The organism is Amycolatopsis sp. NPDC004378 (assembly GCF_053602455.1).
The window spans coordinates 1-12,778 of the sequence record NZ_JBSGDR010000047.1; the positions used below are offsets into that span (position 1 = coordinate 1).

The window sequence follows — 12,778 nt, forward strand, 5'->3', positions numbered from 1 at the left end:
TTGTGTCCGCTTAATGGCCGTGTCTAGTTAACCGGTCTTTCTCCGATTCCCGGCGCCTTTATCCGCTGCGGTTCGCCGTGTCTTGAAAGTGAGTGGAGAAATGCACCTGACCTTCTTCTCATCCGAGGGGTGGCCCGACTGGTACGTGGCCGATAAGCCACCGATCCCTGAGGGGATGCCCGTCCTGGTCGACGCCGACCTGCTGTTCGAGGACGGCCCCGGACAGCCCCGTCCGACATCGGCAGCCAACCAGTGGCTGCGCGAACTGCCGCAGAGCGGTTCGCCAGCGAGACGTACGTGGGAGGTGTACGCGCGCATTCTCCGGGACTGGATGGTGTTCCTGGATGACCACGGCATAGGACTGTTCGACACCCGCGACCGGCTGCGGTCGGTGTTGGGTTCCTACGCCGCTCACCGGGCGACCGGGCCGATCGAGGCCCGGTTCGAGGCGACGACCTGGAACCAGCACATGAGCGTGCTGTCGTCGTTCTACCGATGGGCCGAGGCCGAGGGCCACGCCCCGGCGGTGCCCTTCACCTACCGGCCGGCGACGGCCTACTACGCCGACCGCGTCCAGCACCGCGAGGTGAACCAGGCGATCCGGCGGGCCCCGAAGCCGCACGTGACGATCAAGTACCTGGCCGACGACTTCGCCGAGCTGTTCGTGCGGGGGCTGCGCGGGCTGACCGCCGACGGCGAGGAAGACGTGGCCTTCCGGGGCCGCGAGCTGGCCCGCAACGCCGCGATGGGCGAGCTGGCGTTGGCCACCGGTCTGCGCCGCCAGGAGTTCTCCTACCTGCTCGTGCACGAGATCCCGCCGCTGCCGCCGGGCCCGACCGAGGTGCCGATCCCGTTCCCGGTGCCCGCTGGGATCACCAAGGGCAGCAAGTTCCGCACCACGTGGATCAGCTACGGGGCGCTGGTCTGCGTGCACCGCTACATCGAGTTGGAGCGGGCGCTGGCCGTGGAGGGTTCGCCGTGGCGTCCACCAGATCGGTCGGGCGAGCCGCTGATCGTCACCGACGCGGACGAGCGGGGCGGCCGGATCGACGGCAGCCGGGTCCGCTGGAACAAGCTGCGCCCGGCCGAGCGCTTGCGGCTGGTCGACGCCGAGGGCGGGTCCTGTCTGCTGGCCGTGCAGTCGACCGGTGCGCCGTTCACCGCGTGGCCGACGGTGTTCGAGCGGACCTCCAACCGCATCCGTGACCGGTTCGAGCCCCGGTTTCCGCAGGTCAACCCGCACCGGCTGCGACACACCTTCGCCATCCAGACCTTGGAACGGCTGGTGAGTGGCTACTACGAGCAGGTCGCGCAGGCCGAGCTGGCCACACCCGGCGACCACGCCCTGGCGCTGTACCTGACGAAGTCCGACCCGCTGATGGTGCTGCGTGACCTGCTCGGTCACAGCAGCGCGCTGACCACCGAGGCGTACCTGCGCCGGTTGGACATGACCCGGATCTACTCCGACGCCTACACCCGGTCGGCGGCCAAACACGGGCTGGCCGATTCGGCGGCGGCCGAACGGGAGGCCGACGACGAATTCGACGACGACTCCGAGGAGGAGATCTGATGCCCGCGACTCTGATCGAGCAGCCGTTGGGGCTGTCGTGCCTGTTCAGCAAGGGTGCTCGGCTGACTATCGAGGTTGGCGAGGCCGCTGAGGTCAACCCGACTTTGAGCCGCGAGTTGTTGATGGGCCTCATCAACCGGGTTCACCCGCACGGCAGGATCGACGCCGCACACACCGTCGGGGTGTACATGTCCGCGTTACGCGAGTTGGTGATGTGGCTGGCCAACGCCGGGATGACCGGCTCGGCGACGCAGTTGAGTCGGCCGCGGTTGGCCGAGTTCTGGATGGGTTGCGAGAACCGCAACTACGAGCAGATGACGCGGGCAATGCTGCGCGCCGCGCATGAGCAGCAGGTGCTGACGTTGACGCCGGAGACGTGGGGTCTGGTCCAGGGGCGCGCGTTCAAGCCACAGCGTCGTGCGGACCGCTCCACGCTGGTTCCCTACAGCGAGGGCGAGTGGGCGCGGCTGCGCGAGGCGTGTCGAGGGGAGATCAAGCAGGCGTTCGCCGCGCACCGTCGGGCGCTGGAAGCCGCCGCGCGCGGGCAGGACCCGAAGACCGGCGGGTGGACCCCGGACAACATCCGGTGGCTGCTGCGCGAGCTGGGTCCGGTGGGCTGCTCGGGCGTCGCGGACTACATGGGCGTCAGCAAGCACACCGTGCAGTGGGGCTGGGGCGGCGTGACGGAGGCGCAGCACGAGCTGTACCCCCGCGCCCAGCTCACGCTGGCCTACCAACTGCTGTTCGGCATCTACAGCGGCATCGTGCCCGACGGCATCGCTGAGCTCGGCCTGGACGACGTGGACTGGGCGGGCGATGCCACCGCGTTGTTGACCTACGTCAAGGGCCGCACGTCCACCGAAAGCCTGAACCTGCCTCGACGAGCCGTGCGGTTGCTCGAACAGTGGCTGGAGCACTCGGCGCTTACCCGTCGATTCGCCCCTGCTGAGCTGCACAATCACCTGTGGCTACGGCACTCGCCTGGCCGGTGGGGCCCGTGGGCGGACGGCACGGTGGACTGGGCCACAACGTACAAATGGCTGGACCACCACCAGCTGACCGGCGAGGACGGCGCCCGGCTGCGGCTGCACCGGCATCGGATTCGCACCACGTTCGAGTCGCTGCGGGATCGGAGTTCCTGGTACGGCAAAGGCCGGGCACTGATCGACCCGAACCACAGCCCCCGAGTCGAGGGAGACAACTACCTCACCGCGACCACCCCGGCCCAGCACGACGCGGTGACCGGGATCATCGAAGCGGCGCAGAACGACCTCTTGCGCAAGTCCCAGCCTGCGATGGTGCTGACCAGCGACCAGACCGCCGACCTGGCCGCTCAGTTCCCGGATCTGGTCAAGAAGCTCGCGCTGGACGACGCAGCGTTGACCGAGTTGATCAGCGGCCAGCGGGACGTGTTCCTGGCGTCCTGCTCCGATCAGCTCGCCGGCCAGTGGGGACCGGCGGGCAAGCCGTGTCCGGCCCGCCCGTGGGTGTGCCTGTTGTGCCCGTTGGCGATCTTCGCGCCGCGTCACGCCTCGAACCTGCTGCGGATGAAGGCGTTCTTCGGCCGCCAGTGGCGGCAGATGACCGCCGAGCACTTCATGGCCGTGTTCGGCCCCTACGCCACCCGGATCGATGAGGTGCTGGCCGCGCTGAACACGCACGACAAGACCTTGATCGCCCGCGCGTCGCGCGAGGTAGCCGACACCGACACCGAACTGCCCTTGCACCCGGAGGAGAGGACAGCATGACCATCGATTCCCTGCGCCCTGCCGAGCAGAGCGGTGACGCGGCCGGGGTGGATGCCCGATCGCCGTTTGCTGGGCTAGACATCTGCTCGGCGGCGGGCTTCACGCTGCCGGCCGGTGTCGCGCGCCCGGTCTTCGAGGACGACGTGTGGTCGTTCACCGAAGTGATCGGGCTGGCCCGCTACATCCGCGCCAACACGCGGATTCTCGACTTCACCAGGATCGGTGACCTGCGGTGGCGCCGACTGGCCAAGGAGTACGTGTTCGCGCTCATGGTTCCCCGTCATGAGAGCGTCGCGGTCCTGCCCCACGCCTACCGCACTCCGCTGGGCTTGGTCACCGTCCGGGCGAGGCTGGACGGCCTGGTGTCGTTTCTGGCGTGGCTGGACCGCCGGGGTATCCACAGCCTGTCCGAGGTCACCCAGCACGAGTGCGACCTGTATCTGAAATCCGCGATGGCTCCGTCGGGTCGTCGTGGAGGCGAGCGCGCGGCCGGGCGTAGCCCGCGGGGGTACCGGTCGGCGGCCACGGCCGTGATCGAGGTCGCGATGTACTCCGAGTTGTTCACCGACGACGGCTTCGCCCCGGGGTTCCGGCCGTTCAGGGGCCGCACCGCCGCGATGATCGTCGGGGAGCGGTCGCGCGCTGGCGAGAACTCCACGCCACCGGTGCCGGCGGACATCTTGCAGCCGTTGTTGGCGGCGGCGCTGTACGTCGCGAACGCCCTCGGCCCGCATGTCGTCCTGACTCGGCGGGCCTGGCGCCAGCAGATGCTGCGCGAAGCCGGAATGCCGCAGCTGCGTGTGATCGACGCTGCTGCGTTGCGGCGGATGCTGCGGGAGCAGGTCGCCGAGGGCCGCCCGCTGGACCAGGTCGTCGACCACGAGGTGCGCAGGCGGTTGGCGACAGGGTGGTCGCCGGACGATCCGCTGCTGCCGGTGTCGTTCACCTCGCTTTCCCGCAAGATCGGCGTCCGCCAGTACGGCGGCGTGTGGTGGGAGCAGCTGCGTGACGAGATCGCAGCCGCCGTCGGTCAGGTCGGGGTCGGCAAGCCGTTCGCCCGCGACGCCGCGTTGGTGCCGCGCGCCGATGGAGCCGGGGAGGTGCCCTGGACGGAGCCGGTGACCGAGCGGGAACTGCGTGACCTGGTCGGACATGCGCGAGCAGCCACGGCGGTGGTGATCGCCGCACTGTCGGGGATGCGGCACAGCGAGTTGAAGGAGCTGGAGGTCGGGTGCGCCCGGCGGGAGGAGATCGCGTCTGGGTTGGACCGCCATTTCTTGACCAGCACGCTGATCAAGGGCCAGCCGATCGGCGGCACCAGGGACGAGTGGGTGGTCGTGCAAGAGGCGTTTCACGCCGCTCGGGTGGCGGAACAGCTTCTGGAGACCCCGGACGGTACCGACGCTCCGGAGGGGTCCGCGCTGTTCGATCCGTTCGATTTCTCCTCCCGCATGCGCGAACTCCGCAACTGGGTGAATGGCCCGGCCGGGCAGCGGCTGGGCTTGGCCCCGATCCCGGAGGGCCAGGTCACGATGCGGATGCTGCGTCGCACGTTGGCTATCGAGTTGGCCTACCGGCCTGGTGGGCTGCTCGCGGCGAAGATCCAGCTCAAGCACATCTCGGTGGCCACCACCGAGGGCTACGCGGCCCGGCCGGGCGGCGCGCAGTCCCGGCTGTTGGCCGAGGTCGGCAAGCATGAGCGGGACCGCAACGTGGAGCTGCTGCTGGAGGAGTGGCGCAACTACCGCAGCGGGGTCCTGCCGGCCGGTCCCGGTGCTCGTGAGTTGACCGAGTACTTCGCCAGCATCGACGGGCCGCTGTCAGAGTTGGCCGCGAAGGCGCCCAAGTCGCTGGCCAGCGATCAGGAGGCCCGCACGCTGCTGGGCAAGCGCGCCGGGGCGCTGCACCTGGGGCCGGCGAACTACTGCTGGTTCACCGATCCGTCCCGGGCGTTGTGCTTGAGGCTGGCCGGCACGCCGAATGCGGACCGGCCACTTCTGGGTATGTGTGACTCGGCGCGCTGCCCGCAGGCCACCCACCACCCGTGCCACCGGCCGGTGTGGGAGCAGCACCGGCAGTCGACGGTGGTGTTCCTGGACGGGCTGCCCCGCCGGAACAAGACCGAGCGCACCCGTCTGGAGCGCGAGTTGGCCCGCGCGGAGCGGGTCATCGCCGCCATCGACGCGACGGACACGACGGACGAGGGGGTGGCCTGATGCAGATCAGCGCGGAACAGCGTCGGCAGACCGAGGACCGCATCCGCGCGGCGTCGGATCGGCTGCTGCGCGGGGAGATCCCGCCCGGCGGCGGCTGTGACGTGAAGACCCTGGCGGCCGAGGCCGGGGTCACCCGCGCTGCGCTCTACACCACCTATCTGCACCTGAAGGAGGAGTTCGAGGCGCGGCGAGAACGGATGCGCGAGGCCGGGGACATCCCCGATCCCCGCGTCGCGCAGATCGAACGGTTGAAGACCGAGGTCGCCGGTCTGCGGGAACGGCTGGCCGACAGCGAACAGGAGGTCGCCGCGCTCAAGGAGTTCAAGACGCTGGCGATCTCCCAGCTGGCCGCCCAGCAGGACGAGATCACGCGGCTGCGTGCCGCGGTGGTCCGCCAGGGCACCGTGCGCAGCCTGCCCAGTCGCGTCGGCACGGACGCCGTCGAGGCGACGGCACCGACGCCCGACCAGTGATACCCGGTGGCCTCGATCCCCGAGAAGCGATGCGGGATCGAGGCCACCGGGTCCTCCGGCGACACAGAGTCCGCTTACTTGAGCAAGTCCAGGCGGCCCCGGACGCGGTGCTGGTAACACCGGCCGGGGCCTTGATCGCAGAGGAGCTGCGACCCATGACGAACACTATCGATGACGCACGCCCGCGAGAGGACCATGGTCCGGTCCGCACCCGCAGCCCCCACGACCCGGCCCGGCACGTTCCGGCCGGTGAACTGCTGGGATGGTGGGAGGCCGCGCTGCACCGCACCGCCGATGCCGCGTTTACGGGACGGGCGGTCGACGTCGAGGACTACTGGACCGAGCTGGCGGTGGGCACCCGGCTCGCGGCCGAGGTCACCGCCGGCCGCTGGGTCGTGGTGGCCCGGCTGCTGCGGGCCGGCGCGGTCGGCGACTGGTGGGAGCTCGGCGCCGCACTGGACATGCGTGGCCCGGACGCCGCCGCAGGGTTCGCCAGGTGGCTGGCCGGACAGGTCCGCCTCCACCAGGACACCGGGATCGGGCTCAGCGCCACCGACGCCGAAGACCTGGCCCGGCTGGCCGACGCCGTGCGCGGCGGTGCCCGGTGATCGCTCCCGTGCACGAGGACCTGGTGGACCAGATCCGCGAGTTGTTCGATCAGGCTCGGACGGCGGGCCAGCCGCTGCCGGGGCGGCCGACGCTGGCGAAGCTGACTGGCGCCACCGAGCACCGGGTGCGGCTCGCGGTGGCGGAACTGACCGCCGACGAGGCGGTTGGCGACCAACCCGCCGGCGCTGGCGACGAAGACCGCCAGGCCACCGCCACCCCGGTCACCAGCACCGCCAGTGTCTCCGGCACCAACCACGGACCCGATCACCAGCCACCCGCCGACCCGGCATTCGCCGTTCCCGCCGCCGTGGCTCCGGGCAGCTTCCCGGCGTCGGCCGGAACGCTGGCGGGGGACGCTGGCGATGCCACCTCCAGCCCGGTCGCCGGAATCGCCGGCGCGTCCATGTCCGGCGCAGCGTTGCCGGGGACGGCGGCGGGCGCGAAGGTGGTGTCCTGGGCGGGATTCGTGTTCGGGTCGGTGATGTCGGTGGCCGCGAACGTGCTGCACACGTGGCTGCCCGCCGAGCGGATGCCGCCGGGCTGGGCACCGGGGATCGCGGCGCAGATCGGGTCGGCGGTGTGGCCGATCGGGCTGCTGCTGTCGGTCGAGGTCCTGTCCCGGGTCCGCTGGCCTGCGGGGTTCGGGTGGAGGATCGCCCGGTTCGGCGGGACCGGCACGGTCGCGCTCGGCTCCGCGGTGATCAGCTACGGCCACGTGCACGACCTGCTGCTCGCCTGGGGCTACAACACGGTCGCCGCCTACGTCGGGCCGCTCGTGCTGGACGGGCTGATGGTGATCTCCGGGTTCGCGCTGCTGGCGATGAGCGCCGCCGACGGCAGCACCAGCGCCACCAGCGCTGGCGACGGCGTGATCGCGAGCCGGTCGTGACCGGTGATCGGCGTGGTGGGGCCCGGCCCGGTCCCACCACCACCCGCCTCGTCGGGCCAAGGACAGCCGTCAGCGAGGCGTGGACCGGGCAAAGTAGCAGGCCCGAGGCCGCCGCGGACCAGGCGACCGCTGCGCGGTCGGCGCACGCGCCGAGCCTGGACCGCGACGGCCTCGGGCCTGCTGCCCGCTCCGGGTCCACGCCCGCGCTGACCAGGAGCTTCCGCATGTCTGAGACCGGCCCCACCCCTGCCCGCACCCACCACACCGCCGACGACGTGCCCGCCGCCAGCACTGGCGAGGAGACCGCCAGCCCGGGGAACGAGCTGGCCACCAGCACCACGAGGACGATCGCCAGCCGTGGCGACGAGACCGCCCTGGACGGGGAGCTGCTCACCGAGGAGGAGTACCAGCGCAGCCGGGCACGCCGGGTGGTGGCGGTGGCGGTCGCCAGGCTGCCGCCGCAGTGGCAGAGCGCCGCCACCGCCCGCCACGCGAGCCTCCGGCTGGCGGGAACGGTCGCCAGGGCACCGATCCGCTACCCGCCCGCCGTCGCCCGTGGGGTGGCGGTCTCGGCGCGGGCGTGGTGGGCGTGGCTGCGGGTGGAGGACTTCTACGCCGCGGCCAAGGACGCGGACAAGCTCGCCGACCGGTTCGCCGAGATCCACTCCCACCGGGTCCGTCGCCGCTGGTGGACCCTCGGCATCCTCACGGTGGGCGCCGGCGGCCTGATCACCGTGAAGCTGATCTACGGGCCGCTGGTGTGGTGGCTGGCCGCCGCCGGTGCGTCGGTGGCGTTCGCAGTCGCCGGGCGGCGTAAGGACGGCTCTCCGGGGCGGAAGAACGTCTTCCCGGGCACGCGGACGCTGGCGTGGACGATCAACGGGGATGTGCTGGTGGAGGCGTTCCAGGCGGCGAAGGTGATCGGCCCGAAGGACGGGCTGGCGTTCTTCGCCCGCCCCACCCGCGAAGGCGAAGGCTGGGCCGTGATCGTCGACCTCCCGGCCGGGCGGAAGGCGTCCTCGGCGATCGCCGCGCGCGAGTCGCTGGCCAGCGCCCTCGGCGTCGACGAGACCCAGCTGATCCTGGAGCGCGTGCGGGGCACCGGCGGGCACGCCGGACGACTGGCCTGCTGGGTCGCCGACCGTGACCCGCTGGCCGAGCCGCCGCTGCGCTCCGGCCTGGAGCAGCTGCCCGAGCTGTCCATCTGGGACGGCGTGACGATCGGGAAGACCGCGCGCGGCCGGGCGGTGACGGTGGCGTTCTGCTGGACAGCGTGGCTGATCGCCGGGCTCCCGCGCTACGGCAAGTCCAACCTACTCCGCCTGTTCCTCGTCGCGGCCTGCCTCGATCCGCACACCCGGATCTACGCGGTGGACCTCAAGGACGGCGCGGACTTCAACCCGCTGCGCCCGGTGGCGCACCGGATGCTGATCGCCTCCGCCGAGGGCGCGGAGACTGAGCAGACGCTGCTGCGGTTGCTGGCGTTGCTGATCGAGCTGGAGACGGAGGTCCTGGACCGCTACAAGCGGTTCAAGACGATGCCGGAGGCCGACGTCCCGGAAGGCAAGATCACCCGCGCGCTGTGCGAGGCGAGCATGCCGTGGCTGGTCCTGGCGATCGACGAGTGCCAGCTCGGGTTTGAGGAGCTGGGCAGCGACACCAAGACGGTGAAGGACTTGCGGCGGGTGATCGTGGACAAGGTGTCCTGGCTGGTCCGGAAGGGACCGGCGGCGGGGGCGACGGTGTTCCTGGCGACGCAGAAGCCGGACCGGGGGTCGATCCCGACCCGGTTGCGGGACAACATCTCCAGCCGCGCGGCGCTGCGGCTGCCGACCCAGCAGTCCAACGACATGGCCCTGGGCACCGGCAAGACCGCCGCCGGGGTCGACGCCACGAAGTTCACCGAACGCCACCGCGGCGCGGCCTGGCTGCTGGCCGACGATCTCTCCGGCGTCGGCGCGTCGGAAGGCGTGATCATCCGGGCGGCGAAGCTGGATCTCGGCCCGACCCGCGCGGCGGCCGAGGCCGGACGCGAGCGGCGGGACGCGATCGGGCTGCTGACCGGGGACGCGGCCGGGCAGCGCCCGCCGGCCCCGGTCGAGGCGGCGGCGCTGACCGAACTGGTCGCGGCCAGCGCTGCCGATGCCGAACCGGTGGACGCCGAGGTCGTCGACGACGCGACGGGTGGGCCGATGCCGGAGGTGCTGGCGCTGCTGGCCGACGTGATCGGGGAGGACGAGACGGGGATCGTGGCCACCGCCGAGCTCGCCGCCCGGATCGAGTGGGACCCGAAGACTCTGGGGGAAGCGTTGCGGCGCTTGGATATCCCCGCGCCTCGGCCGTCGCGGCAGCGGGTCGGTGGGAGCAAGCATCCGGTGTCGGTGCAGCACGTGGACGCGATCGTCGCCGCGATCGTCGAGCACAGTGACGACAGGTAACCCGCCTTGTGCGGCCCTCCGCGAGCGAGGTCCGCACAAGGCGTGCCGACCTGACCGCCATGGTGTGCCGACCTCGCGTCGGCTTCGGCGAACCCGTGACCAGGCAACTCCTCCGGACGTGCGGTGTGCCGACCCAGGTGTAGAGGTCCGCACGGGCTCCGCACTCCCCAGGGACTCCATATTGAAGGGCATCTCGGATGCGGTCAGCGTAGGGTCCTCCGTCGTGACTCAGCCTCTACCTGCGCATGTCGTTGAACGGCTCGGCTATGTCCGGTTTCTGCACCAGGAGGGCATCGGTCAGGCTCGTCGAGCTCACCCGATGTCGTCGGCGGCGATCTTGTCGTTCCATGACGCGGTGGAACTGTTCTACGTTCTAGCTCTCGACTTCATGGGAGTTCAGGTGAACCCGAAGGCAGGGTTCGAGACTCTATGGCCCGACCTGGCGAAGAAGGTCCCGAACCTGTCCGGCCGCCGAGGGATGGAGCGGTTGAACAAGATTCGCGTCAACCACAAGCACCACGGCTCGATCCCTGGACCCCAGCAGATAGCTGACGCACGTATCGACGTGGACGCATTCCTAACCGCGAATACCCAAGCTGTCTTCGGTGTCGACTACGACACTGTCACGATGGCAGACGTGGTGCCGCAACAGCCGGTTCGCAGCAAGGTGAAAGCTGCGGCGGCGGCTGAGGCGAGCGGTGATCGCCGTGAGGCGATGGGGCTGCTGGCGGAGGCGTTCGACGAGCTGTTCAATCCGCACCACCATGCCTACGTCGAGCCGTCGCCGCTGAGGTTCGGTGAGAACCTGACGTCGATTTCCCGTCTTCACGGCGGGGACACCGCTGCAATTTTGTACTGGCTGCGAGGCGACTCGAAGGGCGTCGGCTACCAGGACCCGCGCGGCTTGGCGACTCAGCTTGACGCGACCATCGAATTCGCGGCTACAGCGCAAACAGCGTTGCGCGTCATGACGCTAGGGATCGACTTTCCCCGCTATCTGAGGTTTGAGAAGTTGACCCCCTCGATCAGTGGAACGTTCGACAACCCGCTCGCACGGAGTTATCCCGACGGCTACGCCCCGACCGAGGACGATTTCAACTACTGCCAGCAGTTCCTCATCGAGGTCACGTTGCGCATAGCCGAGGTGAACGCATATCTGGCCTAGCCGCGCTGGGTGCGATGAGACGGTCACGCGGCTCACTGCTCGTCCATCGGGTGTGTCCGCCCGATCGGAGACTTGGTGTCACCTGCGTGCTACAGGCAACGTTGAGGTGTGGAAGCGCGTGAGTTTCGGGTGCGGCTGCCCTGCGACGTGCCGCCGGCCCGGTACGCGGCGATCGTGCACGCGGTTGCCGGGGTGCTCGACGCCGCCGGCGTGGTCGCCCGATCGTCCATCGTCGTGGACGAGGTAGCCCGCGACGAGGAGCTGAACGCCGCCTTCGACGACTTCAGTGCGCTGTATCCGTGGAGCGACTGCTGACTGTGGCCTGGAACGGCGTCCGGCCGGATGGCTTCTTGACCGGCTACCAGAGCCGGGGCGGCCAGCCGGGCTCCGGGACGATCTCCGCGCCGACGTTGAGCACCCGCCACTGCTGGTCGGCGAAGCGCATGACGATCGGGACAGCAACGCTGTAGGTGCCGGGCTGGAAGACGCCACCGGGCAGGGTGGTGACGTCGTGGACGTACAGCAGCTCGGTGTCGACGCCGAGCACCCGGGGCGTTGCGCCGATGCCCCAGTTGGCCGGATCAGCCCCGATTCCTTGATGGGTCCGCAGGGCCAGGTTCCGCTTGGAGACCCGCTCGAAGTGCTCCCAGAGCGGGTGGTCCGGGGCGTCTTCGGCGAGTTCGCGGGCCAGTTCGTCGCGGTCGCGGCCGGTGCTGGCGATCGCTCGTTCGTTGGCGTGGATCCAGTGCTGTGCCCAGCACAGGCGCAGGAGCGGGTCGGCCAGCGGCCACACGGCCAGCAGGTCGCCACCGCCGGCGGCGGCCTGGAAGAACTGATGCGCCACACCGGTGACGGCCAGCTGGGCGATGTCCTCGGGGTTGAGGTCGCCGGGGTCGATGTGGTCGTTCATGGCCGTGGATTCTGGCACCGGCGTTGGTCGCGCCCCAAGTGGGTGAACCGGGCCTTTGCGGGGCTGTGCCGCGGGCGGCGCCGGTGCGGCATCATCGGTGGGGAGCACGGCCGGCTCAGCAAGGGGAATGCCCCTGGCCAGCAACGGTGGTCAGGGGCATTTCCGCAGGTGGGGATTGGTCACGGCGTTTACAGGTCGAACTCGCCGTCCTTGATGCCACGCAGGAACGCGTCCCATTCGGTGGGGTCGAAGGCCAGGATGGGGCTGGCGGCACCGAGTTTGGTGTCGCGGACCCCGACCAGGCCGGGGACGGACCCGACTTCCACACAGCCGTTTTCCTTGGCGCTGTAGGAAGCCTTGTGCCAGTTGGTCGCGTGGGCGAGGGCGGCAACGGCGTCCTCGTACTTCATGGTGGTTCACAGTTCCTTTGCTAGCTGGGCGAACAGCGCCGGAGTCTTCTCCGGCTTGCTGGCCTTGAGCCGGAGTTCGCTCAAGGCGTTGCGGTACATCCTGATCTGCTCCAGTTCCTCGTAGTAGTAGGGCTTGGCCAGTGTCTCCACGTACACGCAGCCGGGGTAGTCCTCGAGTTCCGGCGGCGCGGACAAGATGGTGAACGTGCCTTCCACGCCAGTGTGCGCGCCGACCGTGGTGGGTAGCACCTGCAATTTGATGCCGGGCCGGGCGGCGAGGTCGGCCAGGTGGTTGAGCTGCTCGCGCATGACGTCCGTGCCGCCGACCAGCCATTCCAGCGCGGTCCCGG

12 protein-coding genes are annotated in these 12,778 nt (G+C 70.1%); 9 read left to right on the forward strand and 3 right to left on the reverse strand.

Translation table 11 applies throughout. The features are described 5' to 3' along the window. Positions 1–175 precede the first annotated feature (175 nt). From ACWEN0_RS49170 to ACWEN0_RS49210, 9 genes are all read left to right on the forward strand, one after another. Positions 176–1,570: a tyrosine-type recombinase/integrase gene (locus tag ACWEN0_RS49170; protein ID WP_451988658.1), complete on the forward strand. Its 1,395-nt coding sequence runs from the start codon at positions 176–178 to the stop codon at positions 1,568–1,570. Next, positions 1,570–3,318 carry a hypothetical protein gene (locus ACWEN0_RS49175; protein ID WP_451988659.1) on the forward strand — a complete coding sequence of 583 codons (1,749 nt, stop codon included), beginning with the start codon at positions 1,570–1,572 and terminating at the stop codon, positions 3,316–3,318. Before ACWEN0_RS49170 ends, ACWEN0_RS49175 begins: the two co-directional genes overlap by 1 nt. Next, positions 3,315–5,534: a hypothetical protein gene (locus ACWEN0_RS49180; protein ID WP_451988660.1), complete on the forward strand. Its 2,220-nt coding sequence runs from the start codon at positions 3,315–3,317 to the stop codon at positions 5,532–5,534. The genes ACWEN0_RS49175 and ACWEN0_RS49180 overlap by 4 nt, the downstream gene beginning before the upstream one ends. Continuing rightward, positions 5,534–6,007, forward strand: coding sequence for a hypothetical protein (locus tag ACWEN0_RS49185; RefSeq protein ID WP_451988661.1), 474 nt, complete (start codon positions 5,534–5,536; stop codon positions 6,005–6,007). The genes ACWEN0_RS49180 and ACWEN0_RS49185 overlap by 1 nt, the downstream gene beginning before the upstream one ends. A gap of 155 nt (positions 6,008–6,162) precedes the next feature. Further along, positions 6,163–6,615: a hypothetical protein gene (locus tag ACWEN0_RS49190; RefSeq protein WP_451988662.1), complete on the forward strand. Its 453-nt coding sequence runs from the start codon at positions 6,163–6,165 to the stop codon at positions 6,613–6,615. After that, on the forward strand, positions 6,612–7,505 hold the full coding sequence (locus ACWEN0_RS49195) for a DUF2637 domain-containing protein (RefSeq protein WP_451988663.1): 894 nt from the start codon (positions 6,612–6,614) through the stop codon (positions 7,503–7,505). Before ACWEN0_RS49190 ends, ACWEN0_RS49195 begins: the two co-directional genes overlap by 4 nt. A 224-nt stretch (positions 7,506–7,729) precedes the next feature. Then, the gene (locus ACWEN0_RS49200; RefSeq protein ID WP_451988664.1) at positions 7,730–9,943 is read left to right on the forward strand and encodes an FtsK/SpoIIIE domain-containing protein; all 2,214 of its coding nucleotides are present in this window, start codon (positions 7,730–7,732) and stop codon (positions 9,941–9,943) included. A gap of 181 nt (positions 9,944–10,124) precedes the next feature. Beyond that, the gene (locus tag ACWEN0_RS49205; RefSeq protein WP_451988665.1) at positions 10,125–11,108 is read left to right on the forward strand and encodes a hypothetical protein; all 984 of its coding nucleotides are present in this window, start codon (positions 10,125–10,127) and stop codon (positions 11,106–11,108) included. A gap of 108 nt (positions 11,109–11,216) precedes the next feature. Then, the gene (locus ACWEN0_RS49210) at positions 11,217–11,423 is read left to right on the forward strand and encodes a hypothetical protein (protein ID WP_451988666.1); all 207 of its coding nucleotides are present in this window, start codon (positions 11,217–11,219) and stop codon (positions 11,421–11,423) included. Positions 11,424–11,466: 43 nt separating this feature from the next. Here the strand turns inward: ACWEN0_RS49210 and ACWEN0_RS49215 are convergent, their stop codons facing one another. From ACWEN0_RS49215 to ACWEN0_RS49225, 3 genes are all read right to left on the reverse strand, one after another. Next, complete coding sequence (locus tag ACWEN0_RS49215) at positions 11,467–12,018, reverse strand: hypothetical protein (RefSeq protein ID WP_451988667.1); 552 nt, start codon at positions 12,016–12,018, stop codon at positions 11,467–11,469. A gap of 188 nt (positions 12,019–12,206) precedes the next feature. Next, positions 12,207–12,428 carry a DUF397 domain-containing protein gene (locus tag ACWEN0_RS49220; RefSeq protein ID WP_451988668.1) on the reverse strand — a complete coding sequence of 74 codons (222 nt, stop codon included), beginning with the start codon at positions 12,426–12,428 and terminating at the stop codon, positions 12,207–12,209. A gap of 6 nt (positions 12,429–12,434) precedes the next feature. After that, positions 12,435–12,778, reverse strand: a 344-nt coding sequence (locus ACWEN0_RS49225) for a Scr1 family TA system antitoxin-like transcriptional regulator (protein ID WP_451988669.1), incomplete at its 5' end; no start/stop codon positions are given.

Coding starts and splice junctions, on each gene's coding strand:
- ACWEN0_RS49220 (WP_451988668.1), bottom strand. CDS start 12,428: ATGAAGTACGAGGACGCCGTTGCCGCCCTCGCCCACGCGACCAACTGG.
- ACWEN0_RS49170 (WP_451988658.1), top strand. CDS start 176: ATGCCCGTCCTGGTCGACGCCGACCTGCTGTTCGAGGACGGCCCCGGA.
- ACWEN0_RS49190 (WP_451988662.1), top strand. CDS start 6,163: ATGACGAACACTATCGATGACGCACGCCCGCGAGAGGACCATGGTCCG.
- ACWEN0_RS49185 (WP_451988661.1), top strand. CDS start 5,534: ATGCAGATCAGCGCGGAACAGCGTCGGCAGACCGAGGACCGCATCCGC.
- ACWEN0_RS49175 (WP_451988659.1), top strand. CDS start 1,570: ATGCCCGCGACTCTGATCGAGCAGCCGTTGGGGCTGTCGTGCCTGTTC.
- ACWEN0_RS49200 (WP_451988664.1), top strand. CDS start 7,730: ATGTCTGAGACCGGCCCCACCCCTGCCCGCACCCACCACACCGCCGAC.
- ACWEN0_RS49215 (WP_451988667.1), bottom strand. CDS start 12,018: ATGAACGACCACATCGACCCCGGCGACCTCAACCCCGAGGACATCGCC.
- ACWEN0_RS49180 (WP_451988660.1), top strand. CDS start 3,315: ATGACCATCGATTCCCTGCGCCCTGCCGAGCAGAGCGGTGACGCGGCC.